Here is a 19543-nt window from a genome sequence, read left to right as displayed (position 1 = left end):
TCAAGGCCCCTCCTAGCACGCTGCGATACCCACTGTCGGTGAATGTGCAGGCACCTCATCCTGGACACTCTCCAGCGTCGGCGCTGATCGTGCCATGAGGCATGAATTTCATTCCTGGGCAATGTTCGCGTACCCAGAACATGGGTTTTAATGATTTAATCCCCTTCCGAGTCATTGCGGTGATCGGCGAACGGCTTGCTGCCCGCATTGAGGCGTCCTTGTGGCGGTTGCGTCAGGGGTGGTGGATGCTCATCAGCGAGCGGCGATTGCCGGCCCGCTCTCACGGCCAACCTATTCGGCATAGGCAACAGATCGCGATGAGCCGCGGCAGGGCAGTTCAACCGGCCGGCCATCTGGAACGCCGGAGAGCTTCAGCCGAGTGGACTTGCAGCCAGGGAAACTCGGAGCATTCCTCCCAGGCCACCCCCTCCCGCACACGGCAGCGAACACGCCCGCGACACTGGCAAGAGTGGGATCAGAACCTCCAGCAGATGCGCTCCCGCCCGTCAGCTTCACGCTCGGCCATCAGCACACCGGTAGAGCCGCCCTCCTCGGCAGTTTCATCCCAGCGAAATCAGCTTCGGCGTTTTCGCGGAGAGCCGCCATAGCCGGCCTTTGCCGAGCACGTCATGGAGCGCCTCGATGGCTAGTCACGATTCAACCACAATAACATCCCCTCTCCAGAGTGAAGTTCCCCGCTAATCAAGCTATGAACTACCTCAATCCTTGAACCGGGATGCGCTTCCGAATACCTGACAAGTCGCTTCTGGGCCTCCTTCGACATCGTCGTGGATGAGTAATGATGCCGGTCTTTATCTGCGTCGCTATTGTCTAGATATATCAGAGAACTAGGCTTCATCAGCGGAAGAACAGATTCGACACAACGCCACCGCCAACTTCCGTCAATGATAGCCAGATCGAATGATTGTTGCGATATCAAGCCCAGATCATAATAATCTGAACCTTCCGCATGCCGCACGGTGGCGGTAGATATCGATCTTTCCTTCAACCTTTTATTTGTGGTCTCTGCCCATTTCTTACTATCTTCTATTGAATTAACCGCCTTTGCTCGCTCAGCAAGCCAAATTGTTGAACTCCCAGACCCGAACTCGATAACATCCCTGGGTTGGGCTTTGAGAAATTCTTCTATTATCGGGATCACCGAAACGGGCCACCATGGCACTGGCGGGCGAACGCCGAACAGGCGCGATTGCGTGAACTCCATAGCTACTCGCGGCAGGTGGCGCAGCTCCTTCCAGGGCATGAGATTTCCGCTTTCACTATGCAAACGCGATTTCCTGCTGGGGCCACCGGCGATCAGCTTTGTGATGGGGTTCATAGGTTATATCCTTACTGTCGTTTCAGTGGGCAGATCGGTTGTTTCACAGTGAAGCAATAAACCCTTTAGAGCAACACATTGCCGCTTTTAGGATAATCGGTTCTGCCTAGGCGGTGTGGAAGGATGAAGCTTGGTGTGAGTGCGACAATGGATGCAAAATTCGTTTCGTCTTCTCGCGTGGTGGGGCTACGCGTTTGAAGCGTTGAGCTTGCCGACGGCTTGTCCATGCAGGCGTCTCTGTATTGGCGAAGAGGCCCGGCTTTTTGTTTCTCATTGGCGTTGTGCGGAAAGAAAGGGGGTGATGCCGCGGTTTCGTGCCGCCTGCCGGTCGGCTTTGCTGGCATAGCCGTTGTCGGCGACTGCTGCACACGGCTGGAAGTAAGGTCCCGGACCGAGCAGGGTGCGAACGATGGTGCTGTCGACCATGCGGACCAGATGCACCGACCACGACAGTGATCGAAGAAGGTTTCGCACACGGTGTCTCGTTATTGTTCTTGTAGGGAGGTTGGACTGCTCGCCCTGTGTCAATACTGAGATTTGGTGATAGCCCGCGGTCGCCAAAAGCGCTCAAAACGTCTTCAATTTGTCGCTACCTAGACGTCGAGCAGAGATGCGGAGCTCCATTCAACTCGCGACCCTCAATTATGCGCTCGTAGTCGCCGAGGAGGGCAGCTTTCTGCGCGCGGCGCGGCGCGCTGGGATCGATCACACCGCGCTCAGCCGACGCATACGCGATCTCGAATACGCGATGGGAATGAGAATATTTCATCGCCATGCCCGCGGCGTTGGCCCAACCCCGGCCGGCGAGCGTTTCCTCGATCGTCTGCGCTCCGTGCTGCTCGAACTGGACAATACCCTAACGCTTGCCAGGACCGGCATCAAAGATGAACAACAAAGGCTCTCCATTGGCTCCAACGGGATCATCCTCGCCGGGCGAGCGTTGGATGCAATCATCGAGTTCGGGCAATCTCATCCCAATGTGACCGTCAGCTTGACAGAGAGTCCTTACCCTTCGCCTGAGGCTGCTCTGGGTGCCACCCAGGTCGACGTCGTCGTGACCTCCTCCTCCCGATTTACCGGCGGCGCGTTCGAATTGACGCTGTGGAGAGACACTCTGGCTGTCGTTCTTGCCGCAAATCATTCTCTCGCCAGCCGTTCCGTGATCGAGTGGCAAGAGTTGCAGCAGGAGACGTTGCTGGTGCGCAGGGGCGAAGCATTTCAGCTCGCCGACGCCGTTGGACGCGCCGTGCAGCTTCCTGCAATCGTCGAACATCACGTCAGTGCGGGCATCCTTTTGCGCCTTGTCCGAAACGGGCTTGGAATCGCTCTGATCCACGACCAAGATGCCGATAGTGTTCCTCAGGATGCGGTCTGTCGTAAGCTGCGGATCGGGGGCAAGCCAATCCAGATCTCCAGTTTAGCCCGTTGGCGCCCCGACAACGCCAATCCTGCCCTGCCGATCTTCATCGCGTTCCTGCGTGATCGGTATTCCTCCTGACTGCCGTCCGACCGGCCTAAACCCGGAACACTCGTCCCGGCTTCAGGCTTCGCCGGGTTCTGGCAAAGGCTCTGTCCGCTGTCATGAATCGCGCCAGCATCGGTGCAATCAGCTTTGCCGGATCGGCAACGCTCTGACCCATCTCGCGACCAAGCACTTCGGCATAGGCGACGAGATCGCGATGAACGGCGCCGGGCAGTTCGACCGTGATCTCGACCGGACGGTCATCGGGAATGGCGGAGAGTTTCAGCTTGGTCAGGACGAATCCTTCGGCGCCGCACCCGTTCAGCACCAAAGCCTTCGGCGATGCGTACCAGATCATTGAGCGCCGAGCGGATTTGCGGCCAAGGAAATTCGGAGCATTCCTCCCATGCCTCGCCCTCGCGCAATACGGCATCGAGCTTGCCTGCCACACCGGCGAGAGTGGTGGCGGGGGTCGTTGAGAACGCTTGCAGCAGATCTTGCATTTTCTCGCTAGCCTCGCGCTCGGCCCTGAAGGCAGCGGTGTAGCCGGTTTCCTCCGCAGCCGCATCCCAGCGTGCCTGATGCGCCGCGAAATCAGCTTCGGCCTTATCGCGGAGAGCCGCCATATCCGGCGCTTTGCCGAGCACTTCGTTGAGCATCTCGATCGAATGGACCGTCACCTGCTCACCCTCGCCCGGGCGGACTGTCACGCAAGGAAAGCCGACGCTCTCGACAAGCCTTGTCTCCAGGCGCTGCTGCCTGCGGCAAAGCCGCTCGGTCTGTTTGTGGACTCTCTCCCATTCCCGCCGAAGCGCCAGCGCTGGGTCAGAAGGCACATTGGTCCTTCCGGCGTCGCCTGCGGAGGCGTTACCTTCAAACGTCCACGCGGTAGTAGCCACTACTGTTCCCGCACGCACTCGACTGCGGGTGACGAATGGCAGACTCGTGATATTGTCGGAATCAGTCATGATCCGAGCTCCTCAGAAGCTTAGGGTTGTGGTCAGGCCGGGTAAGGTGTTGCACCACCTTATTCGGCCGTTTCACACGGGCTCGTCCTGCCCCCGGTCGAGTATTGTTGGGGCTGAGCGAGCGCAGTGTCCACTCTACGGCCCTAAACGAAACCGCCGGCATAGTCAAGACTTTTGGCATCAAATGATGCGTTAGGCATAATAATGATAACGAGTGAGCAGTTGCGGGCAGCCCGCGCACTTTTGCAATGGGATCAAAAAGCCCTCGCCGCGAAGTCAAAAGTGTCCGTCGCGACCATTAAGCGGCTTGAGCCAATCGCTGGCATGTTGAAGGCCAACCAGGTGACGATCGAAGCACTGAAGCGTGCGTTGGAGGCCGGTGGCGTCGAATTCATTCCCGAAAATGGCGGCGGGCCTGGCGTTCGGCTGGCACGCCCTCTGGAAAGCAAATGATTTGCAACAAACGGGCAGCAAAGGCTTCGTTCATCCATGTGCGGCCTACGTCTATTGCGTGTGTCCATCTGCAGCTCAGCTTACGATTGTCATTGTTACAGATCGATTGCCCTCACTCAAAATGCGGGAGCACCCACGACCTCAAAGCCGAATTGGCGAGCAGCCAAGCAATTGCAGAGAGCAGAAATCAGCCTACGGCCCGGCTTGCCAACGGGTGGGTGATTGGCACGCTTCCGGCCACTGCCCGCTCAACCGCCAAGGAGCGGCCAAGCCAAATGCTGGCCGTCATATCGTAGACCGGCAGGCGCACTCTTCTTACAATCTCATTGAAAACAGGATCGACGAGACTCGTTACGGTCGATCTTGCCAATGCGGAACGGCTCGCTGCCAACGGGTTCGGCAGCCCTGGCCGACATTGGCAGCACCACTGCGGCGGATTCTCGACCTTTACTCGGCCGCTCCGCGCTCCGCGCGGCATGGCTGAAATCGACGAGCGCCATCAGGCTTCGCGTTCGCGTCCCTCTGCAGCGGCACGATCTAGAAGCTGGTCGGCGCGAAAAGGCCCACTATGCTGGACAAGCACGCGCGCATCGACCCGGTCGCAGAGTTCGACCAAGGCCTTGGCTGCATGGATCTGGTAACGGCAGACCGCCGGATCCATGAGGTTCGATGAGACGACGCCGTGAACCGTATAGCGGAAATCGAATTGCCTGGTCAGTGCGATAAGCCTCTCGGCTCTCTCGGGGATGACGCGGCCACCGACCATGAGGTCGAGGGTCGTCAGTCCCAGTTCGACGGCTTCCACGCCCATCAGGCAAAGCTGCGAAAGTCCGCCGCAAGGCTCTCCAACCCGCCATTGGCAGAAATTGAGTTAAAGACTGGGGCGATAATGTTGCTCATATGCATCCCCCGATGACGGGCGGCCAGGAATCCCGGGCCGTCCGGATCACTGCTAGGTGAGACGGCAAATGCCGAACCGATACCACTCTCGAAACGAGTTTTCGTTCGCCCCCCAGATGCGATCGAGCGGTCCACCGCTATGATCAGTGGGCCTACATTAACTCGGATCGGACCGCAACGACCTCGCGTCTCACAAAGCAGGCTGCCTGCCCGGAATCTGCAAGCTCTCAAGAGCACCTCTAGTTCCGGACAGACTTGATACAGAAAATCCCTTTCTCAGGCTAAGCTATTACGGTTTCACGCAAATCACCTTGTCATCCTGGCGAATTCATCCGCCTCCAGAGCTGGTGAAACTGGCTAGATGCCCCGCATGAGGCAAATCAATTCTAACGCCGGAGGCACTGCCTCTGCAGAGTTTCCGGGTTTAGGTTTCATCGTTGCGGCGTGCTCGCAGACCCCCAGGAAAAGACCGGTGAAGTTCGCAACACGTTGAATTCTCGGCGACACGCAGAGGTTACAGCCCGCCTTTATGTACGCCGCAACGGCTCAGATCTGTCTGGGTTCGGTCCACTCGGCGCCCGAGAGGCGAAGATTTCGGGATCGAGGCGCTTGAGCCACTGCGCGCCAGACAGAGCGATCCGATCCGTGTCATACTGTCAGGCAAGACACTAGCAATTTGGGGGCGGCGGCAGATGAAAGAAGAGAACGACGTTCAGAAGTTGGTGCGCACGCTGCGTGCTCGAGCACCCGACGACGCGGCTGAATTGCTTGCCCGAGAGTCTCCCGAGTTCATCCGGGACACACTAAAATTGTTGCCGGATGGGCACGCCCGCAAGGTGGCGGAGCATTTGCCAGCGCATATGAGGCCTATCAAGCCTGATACCGATGGCAAGGATTTCGTGATCCCCGATTCGCTCATCGAACTGATGGACCCGATTCCCGCCAGCGTTCCTGTCGCGACGACGGTAGCCGCCGCAGTGGAGGCGGTCAGACGCGCCCAGGTGCCGACCGAGCTCACTTATCTCTACGTCACGGACGGAGGCGATAAATTGGTTGGCCTGGTGGTCCTGCGCGATCTGATGCTGAGCGAACCGGACGCGATGGTCGATCAGATCATGCTGCCAAAGCCGTTCGCCCTTAACGTCGGTCTCTCTTTGAGCGACGCCTGCAAGGCGGCGGTACGCCGTCACTACCCTGTCTATCCCGTGGTGGACGCGGACAACCGGCTGCTCGGGCAGGTTCGCGGCTGGCGGCTGTTCGAGCAGCAAATCATCGAGATTTCTGCCCAGTCTGGCCAGATGGTGGGTGTCCAGAAGGAGGAGCGTTCTTTTACGCCGCTGTTTTCAGCCTTCTTGAAGCGTCATCCGTGGCTGCAGCTGAACCTGCTGACGGCCTTCATGGCCGCTTTCGTGGTCAGTTCATTCACAGGCACGATCGAGAAGATCGTCGCCTTGGCAGCGTTCCTCCCGGTCTTGGCCGGGCAGAGCGGAAATACCGGCTGCCAGGCACTGGCGATGACGCTGCGTGGCCTTGCCCTGGGGGATGTGGACAAACGACCGAAGCTGCACCTGGTGATGCGGGAGGGCGCGCTCGGGATCGCGAACGGCGTGCTCGTCGGCCTTGTGGCGGCTGCGGCGATGTGGTTCTACGCGTCGCTGCAACCGGAGTCGGCGGCCCAGGCGCCCATGCTGGCACTTGTGATCCTGCTTGCCATGTCCGGATCGTGCCTCATGTCCGGAATCTCCGGCGTGCTGATCCCGTTGGGGCTGCGCCGGGTCGGCGCCGATCCGGCGGTCGCTTCGGCGATCTTCCTCACCACCGTGACCGATATCGTAGGCATGGGGCTGATGCTGGGGCTGGCCACCATGCTCGTGCTGTAGCAAGGCGCGTCCGGTGACGCGTCCCTGGGGAAATGGGGTTCCTAAAAGCTGACCTCGTCGGCGGTCAACGAAATTGCGAAGGCCAGGCCGCAATCGCGCAGGCCGTTGCGAGAAGCATCGCCCTGCAGCTTTCCGACCACTTGCGGAACGCCCACGGAAGACCTTTGGATGAGCTATATGTGTCAGGCGGTGACCAGATACGCGCAGAGAATATTAATCTTGTCGGGCGTGCGATCAACGACTGCTGATGATTTGAGTTAGTTGCCGCCGGTGCCGAATACTTCAATTGTTACAGCAACGCTGAGAAGACGTCTTGACAACCGGCGTAGCCGAAATACGAATAACCCCGATGGTTTGTTGCGCAGCTGCAACAGCTGCTGAGACTCGCATGGTCTGGCGACCGTTCAGTCGCCTTTTTCTTGTGGTCGTGCTAAGTCCTTCGCACTAGTCGGGTTTGGGGTGGGTTCTCGGCATGCAATCTTCGTTTCGAACGATCTTCGGCTGCGCCGCAGCGCTGCTTTGTACCGGCGTATTGCCGGCCGGCGCACAAGGTCTTTTTACGGCCTATGACGATGCGTTTTCGGCCCGCATCGCCAGTCCGGCCGACAACGGAACGCTCGCCCAGTTCGTCACGGTTGCCGTCAACGCAGGGCAATACGATCAGGCGATCTCCTCAATCGAGCAGTATCTGATCAAATATCCCCGCGATGCGCGCGCCCGGCTTGCGGCCAGCCGGCTGTACTACCACGTCGGCTCTTATGAATTGGCCCGGCGGCAGGTGCAGTACGGCATCGAAGTCGGCGGTCTGACCGCAAGTGAGCAGCAAGAAGCCGTTCGCCTGCTCGCCCGCATCGAGCGCGCGTTGCGTGGCGTCACCTGGGAACTCGCCCTGACCGGCGGCGTGTTCAGCGCATTTACCGATTTTGAGCCCGGCGGGGCGCAGGACGACGACAGCTTCGTCTCGCCCTATGGGCGGGCGGAAGGCTTTGTCCGGTGGGACCTCGGCACGCCAAGCGCCGACGCTCTCGTTGTTTCAGGGTCGTTGACGGCGACACAGCGCTTTTTCACGGAAGACCTGTCGGTTCCAGGTAGCAAGGAGACTTTTATCCACGGCAACGCCGCGATCACCTGGGACAAGGGCTTGCCCAACAGTGGGATCGATTCGCTGCGCCTGCTGCTTTCGGCGTTTACCGTTACAGATCGTTTCGACAGCGATATCCACGAAACCGGCATCGGCGTCAGTGGACGCTTCGTCGTGCGCCCGACGGTCGAGACGACGCTTTTCGCCGGTGGCGGCTACATCGATCTAAGCGCCTCGCAAGGCATTTTCGCCGATAGCAGGGTTTTCTATGAGGCAGGCGGCAGCTACCGCTTCCGCAATGGCCAGGCGCTCGGACTGCGCTTTGTCGGCTCGAATGACTTCGCTTCCGGATCTGGCGAAATCGGCCGCAGCTACACGGGCGAGGTCCGCTATGGCGGCCTGTTGATGAACGTACCGGATCTTTTCGCATGGTCGCACCAGATCGCCTTCTCGGCCGGCCACAGCGACACTCCCGATCTGTCTGTCGGCATCGGCACAAATATCAAGAGCGACTTCTGGCGCATTGCCTCCGAAAGCGATTTTCAGCTGACGGAGGCGCAGAAGATTAGCGTCGATCTCGCCTATCGCGAAACCAACTTCGACATCGCCAACCGCGACCGAAAATCGTTCGAAATGCTCATGAGCTATACGTTGACGCTCAATTGAAAGAGGCCGCGATGAGGACCCCGTACCGTCAGATCGCCATTTTTATCGCCTGCCTTGCCTTCGCGGCACCATCCGCCGCTGAGACGGTCGGGTCGATGACGGCCTATCAGACCAACATCGTCCGCAACAACGGCGGGACAATGAACGTTGGTGCCGGCGTCGAACTCGGCGACCAGCTGCGCAGCAATCCCACCGGTCTTGGAATGCTGGTGTTCCGGGATGAATCGAGCGCCAAGATTGGTCCGAACACCAGCCTGACGATCGATGAATTCGTCTACAATCCGGGCTCCGGATCGGGAAAGATCGACATCGGGATGAACAGCGGCCTGGCCCGTTTTTATGGCGGCCAGGTTTCGAAAGGGGGCGTCATGCAGGTTGCGACCCCGCACATGGTGCTCGGGGCGAGAGGCGGCATCATCGAAGTGCTGGTGGCAGCCGGCCAGACCGTCGGCATACTGCGCGCCGGCCGCATGACCTGTACGATCAATGGCAAACGGCTGGTCATCACAAACCCGGGCTACGCCTGCACATCGGAAGATGGCAAGCTGCTGACCGGCTACGGCGGAATCGACACCTTCCCGATATTGGACAGCATCGACCGGATAGCCGGCACCGGCCTGGCAGGCGCACCGGGTCCTGGATTGGACGTAAGCGCGATTTGTGCGTCGGCACTCGGCGGCTCGCTCAAAGTCTGCGAGTCCACGGACGGCGCATTGCCAGGAGTGGTCATGGAGTTCCCCGACAGCCTAACACCACCTGTGGGCGGGGGCGTGGATAAGGGCGAGTGTGAGGGTGAGGGTTGCTGCTACTACTGCAATTAGGCCTGGCCGCACGACATGAGCCTCTTGGTCGGTTGGCGCTGGGCTGATTGGCGGCAAGCTGGCACGCGCAAAATATCCGGTCTTGCGGTCGTGCTCCTGCTGCTCGCTTGCCATTTGGCTTTTGACGGGCCGTTGTCGCGCCTGCGTGAGCGGACGTACGACTTCTACCAGTTTCTCGCCCCACGCCAGGCGACGAGCAATCCTGTCGTGATCGTCTCGATAGACGACGCCAGCCTCAAGGCACATGGGCGATGGCCCTGGAACCGTGGCCTCTTGGCCGATCTGGTCGATGGCATCACCGAATCCGGCGCGGCGGTGGTCGGGCTTGCGCTGGTACTCCCCGAGGCCGACACCTCGCCTGAGGGTATCGCCGGAGACAACCGCCTGGCAGCGGCGCTGGCCAAAAATCGAACGGCGCTTGCCGTCAGCCTGGGCAACGAGGCGACGGTTTCAGAAGCAGAACCCAAAGCCGGCTGGTCGATCGTCGGGCAGGTACCCGACACACTTCCCGGCTTCACCGGCCTGACCGGCTCACTTGCGGAATTCTCGAACGCTGCCGCAGGCCTCGGCGTAATTCGCACCTTGCCCGATCCCGACGGCGAACTGCGCCATGTGCCGCTGCTGTGGCTTCGCAACACCGCTCAAGGCGTGCAGCTGTGGCCGTCCTTCGCGCTCGAGCTCCTGCGCCTTTATGCCGGACAGGACGGCTACATAGCCCGGATGAATGCCGCCGGGTTCGACGCACTCAGGATGGCCGGCGCCATTGTGCCGCTCGAGCCGGAGGGGAGCATCCGCCTCTGGGAAACCAACACCGATACGCCGCGTATATCTGCCAGCACTATCCTTTCGGGCCATGGCGATCCGCGGCTGCGGGAGGCCATCGCCATTGTCGATCTGTCGGCCGTGGGACTGACGCAGTACCTGCCCACCCCGACGCGTCCAGCGCGACCAGGCGCGGACATCCACGCCGATGCGATCGGCCAGATGCTTGCCGGGCGCTATCTTGCAGAGCCAACGTACGCACGTATGCTCGAGCGGCTCTGGTTTGTTCTCGGTGCCGTCGTTTTCATCGGGCTTTCCGGAGTGCTCGCCGGACGTGTCGTGCTTGGTGCGCTAGCTCTGGCGCTGCTGGCTGTCACGCCCTTCGTGTTCGGCGCTCTCGAATACAGCCTGCAGGGTGCACTCTATGACCCGCTGCAGCCGGCGCTCGCGACGATCCTGGTAGCCGGCTTCGAAGGCTATGTCCTCTACAGGCGCAGCGAGCAGCGCCGGTCCACCCTGGCACGGCAATTCTCCCAGTATCTATCGCCTTCCGTGGTGCAGCGCCTCGCAAGCTCGGACACCGAAGCGATCCTGTCCGGCGAGAAGCGCGAGATCACAATCCTGCTCAGCGACATACGCGGCTTCACCACGATGAGCGAACAGCTCGATACCCAAGAGATCGCAACGGTGGTCAACCATTTCCTCGGCATTGCGACCGATGAGATCCTCAAGCGCGACGGCACCATCGACAAGTTCATGGGCGATGCGGTGCTCGCCTTCTGGAACGCGCCGCTTGATCAGCCGGACCATCGCGAGCGCGCGCTCGACGCGGGGCTTGCCCTGATCGAACGGGTGAAGCGTGAAGACGCCGCCTTCAGCGCGGACGGCCACCCCTCCATCGCAATCGGCGTCGCCATCGAGACGGGCATTTGCTCGGTAGGCAATTTCGGCTCCGAACGGCGCTTCGATTACACCGCGATCGGCTCGCCAGTGAACCGCACGGCACGGCTCGAGTCGACGACCAAGAAGCTGGGCATTCCCCTGGTGCTTGGTCCCGGCTTTGCGGAAGGAGCATCCATGCCGGTCGTCCAGGCGGGCGCATTTGAGCTCCAGGGTTTCAAGGGCGAGGTGCCGGTTTTCACCGTTCCGGAGATGCAAGCCACTCATCAACGGATGAGCCGCGAAGCAGGGAGCCAACGTGGTGAGCAATCTGGCGCCCCTGCCATGGTGGTTGGTTCGCCGCTGTCCGTGCAAATGGCTCCCCCTAATGTTGCACCCCGAACCCGAAGCACACGCTGACCGGATCAAGCGGATCGCGGGGTGCCGACCTGCATTGTGAACTGATGACCGCTTGGGGGGCCCAGCGGTTTGCGTGCCCTCCCCGGTTGTCATTCGCCGCGCATGGTCGCCTGGAAGGTCGGCAGATGCTTCTTCTGAGCCTCGAGCATTTTCTCGCGATAGACCCCATAGATGACGTCGGTGTCGTGCAGTGTGACGCCGGCAATTGTCGGCGAGGCGAAAACCGGCAGCTCGATACCGCGTTTCGAAAGCGCCTCGGCGGTGCGGGCGATCAGCTCATGCGCCAGGATCATGGCAAGCACGGTCGACGAACCGGAGACCGGCCGGCTCCAGCCCTCGACCGGCACGATGGCATCCTCGATCGGCGAGCAGGTGTCGATGACAAGGTCGGCGGCATCGGCAAGCCGTTTGCCGGAAGAGTGCGTCGCCGGCTTGTCGAGATTGTTTTTGCTGGTCACCGCGACGACGAAGATGCCGCGTTTTTTCGCGTAAAGTGCCGTATCGATGCCCGACGAATTGCGGCCGCTGTGGCCGAAGATGATAATCGAATCGCCTTTGTTCAGCGGCTGGTGGTCGAGGAATTTCTCGGCGTATTTCTCGGTCCGTTCCAGCCACAGAAGTTCGCGCACGCCACCGGCGCCGAGCACGTTATGCCACATGACGCGCGGGTCGGTCAGCGGATTGAAGCCGACATAGCTGCCGTAGCGCGGAAACACTTCCTGGACCGGCAACACAGAATGGCCCGAACCGTAGAGATGAACCAGCCCACCGCTCTCGAGCGTGTCGGCAAAGCGGCTGGCCGCCTCGCCAAAGGCTTCGGCATTGGCTTTCGAGGCCTGTTCGATGAGAGCGGCAAGGCGAGGTATGTAGAGATCGGACACGTCGGTACTCCTGTTATGTAAGTCGGCTTGGGTAATGGCTCAGCTTCGTGCGTTTGGCGGGGCGCGGCCGGCGCGCAGCGTCGAGCGGATTTCATAGCGGTCGCCACGCATGATCGAGACGGTGAATTCGAACGGGCCGCGCTCGTCGGTGGTGATGCGCTCGACCACGAAAGCGGGACTCCCCGTGGGCAGATCGAGCAACTCGGCATCCGCCGCCCCGACCGCGCCGACACGGTAGTTTTCGCGTGCTGCGACCGGCACGATGCCGTAATGGCGTTCCAGCGCTTCGTAGAGCGAGCCCTGCAGCAGGCCCGCATCGAGGAAGCCGGGCACGCGCGCGGACGAGAGCTGTGCCGTCTGGATGCCGATCGGCTCGTTGTTGCCGAGCCTGAGCCGCCGGATGCGCACCACCGGATCACCCTCCTCGATCTCAAGCGCTCCGGCCGCGGCGGCATTGGCGGTGGTCAGGCTGCAGTCGAGCAAGCGCGAGCCGGCGACCACGCCCATATTGCCCATTTCCTGGGTGAAGCTGGTCAGTTCGCGGGTGCCAGCGACCAGGGTCGTGGAGCGCACGAAGGTGCCACGGCCATGTTCGCGCCTGAGCAGCCCGTGCTCCTCAAGATTGCGCAAGGCGTGGCGCAGCGTGATACGGCTCACCCTGAACAAGGCGCACAATCTGTCTTCGGCCGGAATCTGGTCACCGGTCGCCCACTCGCCGCTCTTGACGATGGTGCGGATCGCTTCCTCCACCTGATACCAGAGCGGCTCGGGCCTGCTGCGGTCCGGTTGCTGAAAGCTCGGCTCGCTCACCTTATCTGCCTCCACTGTGCTCCGGCGAGACCGGCCAGCGAGGCGCCGACGAGACCGGCGCGAGAGCCGAATTCGCCGGACCGCAGAACGACATCCCGCAGATGCGGCGGCAGCTGACGCCGCAATGCCGCAAGCAGCGGCGGCCCTATCACGTCCAGTGCATCGGCAAGGCCGCCGGAAATCAGGACTGCCTGGGGATCGAGCAGCGCGACCGCACCCGCAAGGGCAGTGCCCAGCCGGCGCGCCGGCAGCTCCAACGCGTCAAGTGCGGCCGTCTTGCCAGCCCGGGCGGCCTCGACCAACCTGCCGCAATTGGCCAACCCGATCTGACGCGCCGCGGCGTCGAACGCCCGCCCCGAAGCGAAGCGCTCCAGCCAGCCGCTGCGGTCCTCGCCTTCATCCTCGATGTCGGCGCAGGCCCAGCCGAATGAGCAGGCGCCGCCACGTGCGCCGGCGACGATGCGGTCATTGGCCATAACGGCGGAGCCGATGCCGGTGCCGATCGCCAGCAGGATCGCATCGGAGAGGCCCTTTGCAGCACCTTCGACCACCTCGGCCAGCATGGCGATCTGCGCGTCATTGCCTATGGCAACAGGCAGACGAGGAAACAAGGCCGCGACATCGATGCCGTCGAGATAGGGCAAGTTCGGAATCCAGCGGCAAACCGAGCCCTCGACAAGTCCGGGCACCGCAAGCCCGAGGGCGTCGACCGGACCGGCCTCGGCTCGCAACACGTCGATGCGGGCGACGAAGGCATCAAGGCTTGCCGGCGCAGGCTCGCGGCCCAGCATCTCCAGCCAACGAACATCGCCGGTATGGATAGCGGCGCGCAAATTGGTGCCGCCGAGATCGATGGCGAGAACGCGTGTCATCGAGAGCGGCCCCGACTGGCGGCCGCCCGCTCCTCGGTGCGCCAGCTCCCCAAGGTGTCGGCGACTCTGGTCGGCAGTGCGGTACATACCCCGGTGCACGCGGCGGCAAAGCCGCCGAGCAGACTGAGCGCGTCGTGTCGATGAATCGAAAACATGCTCAGTCTCCCGCTCTTACCGACATCCGCATCCCTGTGTAATGTCATTATAACGACATGACTTCGATCGCAAGAGCCTCGCGGCATGTTTGGGCCTGGCCGGCAGGGAGAAACAGCTTGAGCTATTTCAGGTAATTGTTTGTTTTCAAAATGCGATCACTCACTTTATAGACCGAAGTAAGAAATCGCCGCAGCGCCGGCAGGAACTCTCCAGGAAGATAGCGCTTGCATCATTGCTTCAACTTGTCATAACGTCATTGATATCGCTGTGCGGCGCGGAGGATCCGGATGTCTTTGGCTTGGATTTCGAAACTGGCACTGGCTGCAGGGTTGTTGACATCGCCCACCGTCGGCTGGGCTCAGTCGGTCAACATCTCCTATCTGACCCACTGGTCGCCGGAGACGGTGGCGTTGCTGGACGCTGCGGCCAAGGACTACGTCAAGACCAATCCGGATGTGACCGTCACCGTCCGCGCCGTTCCCTTCGGCGACCTCCTGACGACACTGCGTTCCCAAGGCGGCAGTTCCGATGGGCCGACGATCAGCGGCATCTACGATTTGTGGCTGCCCGAACTGGCGCGAGACAAGCTGGTCGCGCCAGCCCCCGACACGGTTGCCGGCGAGGTCAAAAGTGCGTGGCCGGCCGGTGTCGTCAGCGCAGCCTCCGTTGGTGGCACGCTCTACGGCATTCCAAACGAGATCGACGTCTATGCGCTGAACTACAATAAGAAGCTGTTCAAGCAGGCAGGCATTACGGCGGCACCGAAGACCTGGTCCGAATTGAAGGATGCGGCCCAGAAGCTGACCAGGAAAGACGCCGGCCAGCAAGGTTTCGGCATGATCAACTCCTGGGCGGCGGGCGTCGTCCATCCCTTCGCCTCGCTGCTGGTCTCCAATGGCGGCGACTTGGTCAAGGACGGCAAGCCGGTGCTCGACAGTGCTCAAGCCGGCGAGACTTTCCAGCTCTACGAGGACCTGATCAAGTCCGGCGCCAGCGATCCGGCGATGGCCACCGCCGACGCCAACACCACCGGTCCCTTCCTTGACAATTTCGTCTCCGGCAAGACCGGCATGATCATCATGGCCAACTGGTGGGAAAGCGCGTTGAAGACCGGCATGGGCGACAAGTTCTCCAACATCGCCACCGCACCGATCCCGGTCGGTCCGAGCGGCGACAAGCCGCATTCGATCTCCTATTCGTGGATGACCGTCGTCAACGCCAATGCCGGTGAGGCCGAGCAAAAAGCGGCATGGGATTTCCTGGCATGGCTGAACAATCCAAAGTCCGGCAAGAACGGCGCCTCGGCCATGTCGGATATTCTGATGTCGATGGGCATCCTGCCGTCGCGTGCCTCCGATATCGAAGCCCATAAGGACAAGCTCGGCTCCGAGTTCCTGTCCGGCTATGTCAGCGTGCTTGCCGACGCCAAGCCCTTCCCTGTCGTGCCGGGTGGCCAGGAGTTCAGCGAGTCGTTGCAGCAAACGCTCGAAGCGTTGCAGTATGGGCAGCTCTCGGCGAAGGATGCGCAGGCGAACGCGCAGGCCGATGCCGTTTCGATCCTGGAGCGTGCCGCCAAATAGTGAAGGCGCTGTTTCGAGAGCTCGGCGCTTTGGAAGCAGAGCGATGATCAAGACCTATCGTGCCTCGGCGGGCATCATGCTGGCGCCCGCGGTGACATTGATCGGCGTGTTCATCCTGCTGCCGATGCTGCTCACCATCTGGCTGTCGTTCCAGGACTGGTCGACGCAGACGCCTTTTTCCAATGCGAGCTTCATCGGCTTCGACAATTTTCGCGAAATATTCGGCCCGACCTCGGTCGGGCGGGATTTCAAGAGAGCGCTGCTCAACACCGCGATCTACACGGCGCTGTCGGTGGTCCTCATCCTGCCGCTCTCGCTAGCATTCGGCCTGATGGTCTACCAGCGTGATGTCGCAGGCGGCACGGCACTCAGGACAGTGTTGTTTTCCACCTACATGGTGCCAATGATCGCCGTGACGCTGGTCTGGTCGAAGCTCTATTCGCCGAGCGAAGGGCCGGTCAACCAGATGCTCGGTTTGATCGGCATCGGCGCGCAACCATGGCTATCCTCGCCAAGCTCGGCGCTGATCTCGATCGTCGTCCTCAACGTCTGGCAGCAGATCGGCTATTTTACGGTGCTGGCGGTTGCCGGGCTGACCCAGATCCCGGGCAGCCTTTACGAGGCGGCGACGCTGGACGGCGCCAACCGGCGCGAACAGTTCCGCTTCATCACCTTGCCGCTGCTGCGGCGCACGCTCCTGTTCAGCGCCGTAATCGCCATCATCAACGCCGTGCAAGTATTCGAGCCGGTTGCGCTGATCACCCAAGGCGGCCCGGTCGGCTCGACTAACGTGCTGACCTACCATATCCGCCGTGTCGGCATCGAGCGCGCGCAAGGCGGATTGGGCTCGGCCATGGCAGTGATGCTGATGCTGGCGCTGATCGTCGTCGTGTGCGCGCTGTTCGCCTATGCCGACCGGAAGGACGCCGAATGAGCGCGCCTGGCCGCTCGGGATGGTCGAGCCGGTTGGCGCGCAAACGCCCGGCGGGCCGCAGGGCGCTGCTCGCGACGGTGATGCTGCTGGTTGCCGTGGCCTCTGCCTTCCCGCTGTTATGGATGATGCTTTCCAGCCTGAAGACGCCGGCCGAAACCATGCAGGTGCCGCCGGTGTGGATACCGCGCACGCCGAGCCTCGAAGCCTACGAGAAAGTGTCCGGCGTGATCAATGTCGGCCGCTCGATGTGGAATTCGCTGGTGATCGCCACCATCACCACCGCCGGCATTCTGGTGACCAGCATGATGGCTGGCTATGCCTTCGCCAAGCACCACTTTCCCGGCCGCTCGCTGCTGTTTTCGGTGCTGATCGCCACCATGTTCCTGCCGCCGATCGTCACGCTGATTCCGCTTTATCGTCTCGTCGGATCGATCGGCCTGAATGCCAGCCTTGCCGGCATCATCGTGCCCAACCTCGCCAATGCGTTCGGTATTTTTCTGATGCGCCAGTTCATCGCCGGCGTGCCGGACGATTTGATCGATGCCGCGCGGATGGATGGGGCGTCGGAACTTCTGATCCTGTTCAAGATCGTCGCCCCGAGCGTGGCGCCCGCGATCGCGGCACTGGCGCTGTTTGCCTTCGTCTATCATTGGAACAGCTATCTGTGGCCGCTGACAGTTTTGCAGGGCAATGCAGAGGATTATCCGATCGTCATTAGCCTCAGCCGCCTGCTCAGCTACAACAGAGGCGCCCTCAATACAGGACTGGTCATGGCCGGCGCCACGCTCGCCGTGCTGCCGCCATTGGTGCTATTCGCCTTCCTGCAGCGCTTCTTCGTGGATTCGATCGTCGGCTCGGCAGTCAAGGGGTAGCGTCCGCGGCACGGCCGGCATTCGCCTGGCTGTCATCGGGACGCGCTGGTGCGCAGAACGGAGCTAGGCAGATAGCCGCGTTCTGAAAGCTATCAGTTCATCAGCGAACCTGGACGCGAATACCCCCACCGCCTCAGCTACAGCCAGAGCCTCAGAAGGGTCTTGATGATGTTATGGGGCTATACTCGGCGTTTCCACCCTGCCCGGGAACGCAGTTTATTGTCGGTCTAATGCGTGTGACTGCAGCCGAACTTAAGTCGGACGCATTGTTGCGGCCGCCGTTAAGGAATGTGGATGAGCCAGGCGAATTGTGGTCGGCCCGAACCGATGGCGCCGGCGCGATATGCAGGTCCATAGCTCCTTACTGGCCCGCGTGGGCCGCCGCTCGACGCCGCTACGGCCTCTCACGTTCAGCCTTTGCATATACTGGTTTTTCTTGGAGGCAGAGGAACACAATGCCGCAATGGTGGTTCGGTGCCGGCAGCGGTCCTCACTCACTGCTGGCAGATTGAAGGGCCCGATCGGCCCGCGTTTTCGAGAGGCGCGGGCCATCGAGGCAAGCAAAAGCGGCAGGGCAAAGCGTGGGCACCCGACGGATCGACAAGGAAAGATATGAGCGCACCACAATCGCAGCTCGCACATTGACCGACTCCGAGCGTCTTGCACGCCAGGCGAAAACTGCGCGATTGCGCGAGCAGCGACTGAGCGCTGAAACATCGCCGTCGAAGCCGATTGCTGCGGACGCGGAAACCAAGCTGCCCCCGAAGAAGAAGGGCAAACCAATTCAGGCCGGCTAACGACTAGCGCGTCCGGCGCTCATCGCGTGTGAGGCGTCCTCACGGCCGGTCTGCCCACCCGCTCCCAGCCCGCTGCCGTCTTGTCAGGACATTCCGCGCGGCTGATGGGCCTCCGGGCCGATCGCGCCAAATTCATGGTTTACCTAGCCAGTGGCGGCCTCGCGGGGCTGGCCGGCGTCATTCTTGCCGCCCAGTTTGGTGCCGGGCAGCCCATAAGGGGTTGGCTGGCAGCTGTTTGCCGTCGCCGCGGTTATTGTGGCGCCACAGTGCTGACCGGCGGCTCCGGCTCGGTGATCACGACGTTAGCCGGGGTGCTGCTGCTCGGTATCCTGTTCAATGTTCTGAACTTCGAGAACGGCCTGGGCTGGATTTCCCTCTCAGCCTATTGGCAGAGCGTCATCCGCGTTTTTTTCTGCTGGCGGCTGTGCTCCTACAGGCGCGACTTGCCGGCCGACGCGTCTCCGCGTGACCTGCGTTTTACGTCGAAAGGGGCGCACCGCGCGTGTCGTGATCTGCGCCACAAGAGCTGTCCCCGCGCCCGCGGCCTCCCGGAGGGGGCGAGGGTCGATCGGTGCGCACCGATCTGCAGCCATGCATTGGGAGGGAGACATTGCTGCGGCCGCCGAACCTTGATTGTGACTTCGTGTTCCAGAACTAAAGGAAACGGACGGAACAGCAATGCGATCAGTTCGCCAGGCCCGCAGCTCTAAGGACCGCTTTCGCGGTATCGGACGCGGTCGAAGTTTTGCTGAAGAATTGGCCGAAGCCTCGCTGCGACTCGCGGCTTGCTGCAAATCGAGGCGTGCCTTGCCAACCTGCGCTGCAAAAAGCCACCAAGAATAGCGCGTAAGGCGTCCATTACCGCAGCCAAGGACGCCAACATTGCGCGGCGAACAATTTCAGACCTGTAGCCAAACATCCTTGTTGCGGTGTGGCTTCAATGCGTACCGAAGGTGTAGCCGCGTGCATGTAACCAAATTGCCGGCTCGGCGTTTCCTTCAACGCCGTTG

Annotated in this window: 21 protein-coding genes; 12 read left to right on the top strand and 9 right to left on the bottom strand. The window is 61.3% G+C overall.

Going from position 1 to position 19543, the window contains the following annotated elements:
• Window positions 1-646: 646 nt before the first annotated feature.
• Both NKI47_RS25835 and NKI47_RS25830 read right to left on the bottom strand, forming a co-directional pair.
• Window positions 647-1339 (bottom strand): O-methyltransferase, encoded by a 693-nt coding sequence (locus NKI47_RS25835; protein WP_352594060.1) that lies wholly within the window; start codon window positions 1337-1339, stop codon window positions 647-649.
• 270 nt (window positions 1340-1609) lie between these two features.
• Window positions 1610-1765 (bottom strand): hypothetical protein, encoded by a 156-nt coding sequence (locus NKI47_RS25830; protein WP_352594059.1) that lies wholly within the window; start codon window positions 1763-1765, stop codon window positions 1610-1612.
• 184 nt (window positions 1766-1949) lie between these two features.
• On the opposite strand from NKI47_RS25830, the gene NKI47_RS25825 reads away from it, so the two are divergent.
• A complete protein-coding gene (locus NKI47_RS25825) occupies window positions 1950-2837 on the top strand; it encodes a LysR family transcriptional regulator (protein WP_352594058.1) in 888 nt (295 codons plus the stop codon).
• A gap of 16 nt (window positions 2838-2853) precedes the next feature.
• Here NKI47_RS25825 and NKI47_RS25820 read toward each other — a convergent pair whose 3' ends face one another.
• Both NKI47_RS25820 and NKI47_RS25815 read right to left on the bottom strand, forming a co-directional pair.
• Entirely contained in the window at window positions 2854-3096 is a 243-nt protein-coding gene (locus NKI47_RS25820) for a DUF2274 domain-containing protein (protein ID WP_352594100.1), read from the bottom strand.
• Window positions 3062-3769 (bottom strand): hypothetical protein, encoded by a 708-nt coding sequence (locus NKI47_RS25815; RefSeq protein ID WP_352594057.1) that lies wholly within the window; start codon window positions 3767-3769, stop codon window positions 3062-3064. Before NKI47_RS25815 ends, NKI47_RS25820 begins: the two co-directional genes overlap by 35 nt.
• Before the next feature lie 204 nt (window positions 3770-3973).
• Between NKI47_RS25815 and NKI47_RS25810 the strand changes: the two genes are divergently transcribed.
• Window positions 3974-4222, top strand: coding sequence for a helix-turn-helix domain-containing protein (locus NKI47_RS25810; protein ID WP_254820110.1), 249 nt, complete (start codon window positions 3974-3976; stop codon window positions 4220-4222).
• A gap of 323 nt (window positions 4223-4545) precedes the next feature.
• On the opposite strand, the gene NKI47_RS25805 is transcribed toward NKI47_RS25810, so the two are convergent.
• Together NKI47_RS25805 and NKI47_RS25800 are read right to left on the bottom strand one after the other, a co-directional pair.
• Window positions 4546-4722 (bottom strand): hypothetical protein, encoded by a 177-nt coding sequence (locus tag NKI47_RS25805; RefSeq protein WP_352594056.1) that lies wholly within the window; start codon window positions 4720-4722, stop codon window positions 4546-4548.
• Window positions 4722-5033 (bottom strand): hypothetical protein, encoded by a 312-nt coding sequence (locus NKI47_RS25800; protein WP_502898075.1) that lies wholly within the window; start codon window positions 5031-5033, stop codon window positions 4722-4724. Before NKI47_RS25800 ends, NKI47_RS25805 begins: the two co-directional genes overlap by 1 nt.
• 781 nt (window positions 5034-5814) lie before the next feature.
• Here NKI47_RS25800 and NKI47_RS25795 point away from each other — a divergent pair.
• The 4 genes from NKI47_RS25795 (at window position 5815) to NKI47_RS25780 (ending at window position 11631) form a co-directional block, all read left to right on the top strand.
• The gene (locus NKI47_RS25795) at window positions 5815-7002 is read left to right on the top strand and encodes a magnesium transporter (RefSeq protein ID WP_352594055.1); all 1188 of its coding nucleotides are present in this window, start codon (window positions 5815-5817) and stop codon (window positions 7000-7002) included.
• A gap of 472 nt (window positions 7003-7474) precedes the next feature.
• Window positions 7475-8749 carry a tetratricopeptide repeat protein gene (locus NKI47_RS25790; RefSeq protein WP_352594054.1) on the top strand — a complete coding sequence of 425 codons (1275 nt, stop codon included), beginning with the start codon at window positions 7475-7477 and terminating at the stop codon, window positions 8747-8749.
• On the top strand, window positions 8746-9570 hold the full coding sequence (locus NKI47_RS25785; protein ID WP_352594053.1) for a FecR family protein: 825 nt from the start codon (window positions 8746-8748) through the stop codon (window positions 9568-9570). The genes NKI47_RS25790 and NKI47_RS25785 overlap by 4 nt, the downstream gene beginning before the upstream one ends.
• A 15-nt stretch (window positions 9571-9585) precedes the next feature.
• Window positions 9586-11631, top strand: a complete 2046-nt coding sequence (locus NKI47_RS25780) for a CHASE2 domain-containing protein (protein WP_352594052.1) — start codon at window positions 9586-9588, stop codon at window positions 11629-11631.
• Window positions 11632-11720: 89 nt separating this feature from the next.
• On the opposite strand, the gene NKI47_RS25775 is transcribed toward NKI47_RS25780, so the two are convergent.
• The 3 genes from NKI47_RS25775 to NKI47_RS25765 are packed head-to-tail and all read right to left on the bottom strand — an operon-like array spanning window position 11721 to window position 14194.
• Window positions 11721-12512: a sugar isomerase domain-containing protein gene (locus NKI47_RS25775; RefSeq protein ID WP_023678721.1), complete on the bottom strand. Its 792-nt coding sequence runs from the start codon at window positions 12510-12512 to the stop codon at window positions 11721-11723.
• A gap of 39 nt (window positions 12513-12551) precedes the next feature.
• Complete coding sequence (locus NKI47_RS25770) at window positions 12552-13322, bottom strand: GntR family transcriptional regulator (RefSeq protein WP_352594051.1); 771 nt, start codon at window positions 13320-13322, stop codon at window positions 12552-12554.
• Window positions 13319-14194, bottom strand: coding sequence for an ROK family protein (locus tag NKI47_RS25765; protein WP_352594050.1), 876 nt, complete (start codon window positions 14192-14194; stop codon window positions 13319-13321). The genes NKI47_RS25770 and NKI47_RS25765 overlap by 4 nt, the downstream gene beginning before the upstream one ends.
• Window positions 14195-14637: 443 nt before the next feature.
• Between NKI47_RS25765 and NKI47_RS25760 the strand changes: the two genes are divergently transcribed.
• The 6 genes from NKI47_RS25760 to NKI47_RS35200 all read left to right on the top strand — a co-directional run bounded on the left by NKI47_RS25760 (window position 14638) and on the right by NKI47_RS35200 (window position 19444).
• Complete coding sequence (locus tag NKI47_RS25760) at window positions 14638-15930, top strand: ABC transporter substrate-binding protein (protein WP_352594049.1); 1293 nt, start codon at window positions 14638-14640, stop codon at window positions 15928-15930.
• 43 nt (window positions 15931-15973) lie between these two features.
• The gene (locus NKI47_RS25755) at window positions 15974-16864 is read left to right on the top strand and encodes a carbohydrate ABC transporter permease (RefSeq protein ID WP_352594048.1); all 891 of its coding nucleotides are present in this window, start codon (window positions 15974-15976) and stop codon (window positions 16862-16864) included.
• The gene (locus NKI47_RS25750; RefSeq protein ID WP_352594047.1) at window positions 16861-17736 is read left to right on the top strand and encodes a carbohydrate ABC transporter permease; all 876 of its coding nucleotides are present in this window, start codon (window positions 16861-16863) and stop codon (window positions 17734-17736) included. Before NKI47_RS25755 ends, NKI47_RS25750 begins: the two co-directional genes overlap by 4 nt.
• Before the next feature lie 641 nt (window positions 17737-18377).
• Window positions 18378-18533, top strand: coding sequence for a hypothetical protein (locus NKI47_RS25745; RefSeq protein ID WP_352594046.1), 156 nt, complete (start codon window positions 18378-18380; stop codon window positions 18531-18533).
• Window positions 18534-18637: 104 nt separating this feature from the next.
• Window positions 18638-19243 (top strand): ABC transporter permease, encoded by a 606-nt coding sequence (locus NKI47_RS25740; protein WP_352594045.1) that lies wholly within the window; start codon window positions 18638-18640, stop codon window positions 19241-19243.
• Window positions 19244-19318: 75 nt separating this feature from the next.
• Complete coding sequence (locus tag NKI47_RS35200; protein ID WP_502897048.1) at window positions 19319-19444, top strand: DUF982 domain-containing protein; 126 nt, start codon at window positions 19319-19321, stop codon at window positions 19442-19444.
• Window positions 19445-19543 lie beyond the last annotated feature (99 nt).

The organism is Mesorhizobium sp. M0633 (assembly GCF_040320645.1).
Lineage (GTDB): Bacteria > Pseudomonadota > Alphaproteobacteria > Rhizobiales > Rhizobiaceae > Mesorhizobium.
The sequence above is the reverse complement of the archived record's forward strand: the minus strand, read 5'-3'. Positions and strand labels throughout refer to the sequence as shown.

Bases quoted from the DNA above. Each gene is read 5' to 3' on its own strand.
- NKI47_RS25825 (WP_352594058.1), top strand. From the start codon at position 1,950: ATGCGGAGCTCCATTCAACTCGCGACCCTCAATTATGCGCTCGTAGTC.
- NKI47_RS25750 (WP_352594047.1), top strand. From the start codon at position 16,861: ATGAGCGCGCCTGGCCGCTCGGGATGGTCGAGCCGGTTGGCGCGCAAA.
- NKI47_RS25805 (WP_352594056.1), bottom strand. From the start codon at position 4,722: ATGGCGCTCGTCGATTTCAGCCATGCCGCGCGGAGCGCGGAGCGGCCG.
- NKI47_RS25810 (WP_254820110.1), top strand. From the start codon at position 3,974: ATGATAACGAGTGAGCAGTTGCGGGCAGCCCGCGCACTTTTGCAATGG.
- NKI47_RS25780 (WP_352594052.1), top strand. From the start codon at position 9,586: ATGAGCCTCTTGGTCGGTTGGCGCTGGGCTGATTGGCGGCAAGCTGGC.
- NKI47_RS25755 (WP_352594048.1), top strand. From the start codon at position 15,974: ATGATCAAGACCTATCGTGCCTCGGCGGGCATCATGCTGGCGCCCGCG.
- NKI47_RS25800 (WP_502898075.1), bottom strand. From the start codon at position 5,033: ATGGGCGTGGAAGCCGTCGAACTGGGACTGACGACCCTCGACCTCATG.
- NKI47_RS25835 (WP_352594060.1), bottom strand. From the start codon at position 1,339: ATGAACCCCATCACAAAGCTGATCGCCGGTGGCCCCAGCAGGAAATCG.
- NKI47_RS25795 (WP_352594055.1), top strand. From the start codon at position 5,815: ATGAAAGAAGAGAACGACGTTCAGAAGTTGGTGCGCACGCTGCGTGCT.
- NKI47_RS25830 (WP_352594059.1), bottom strand. From the start codon at position 1,765: ATGGTCGACAGCACCATCGTTCGCACCCTGCTCGGTCCGGGACCTTAC.
- NKI47_RS25790 (WP_352594054.1), top strand. From the start codon at position 7,475: ATGCAATCTTCGTTTCGAACGATCTTCGGCTGCGCCGCAGCGCTGCTT.
- NKI47_RS25740 (WP_352594045.1), top strand. From the start codon at position 18,638: ATGGGCCTCCGGGCCGATCGCGCCAAATTCATGGTTTACCTAGCCAGT.
- NKI47_RS25815 (WP_352594057.1), bottom strand. From the start codon at position 3,769: ATGACTGATTCCGACAATATCACGAGTCTGCCATTCGTCACCCGCAGT.
- NKI47_RS25760 (WP_352594049.1), top strand. From the start codon at position 14,638: ATGTCTTTGGCTTGGATTTCGAAACTGGCACTGGCTGCAGGGTTGTTG.
- NKI47_RS25765 (WP_352594050.1), bottom strand. From the start codon at position 14,194: ATGACACGCGTTCTCGCCATCGATCTCGGCGGCACCAATTTGCGCGCC.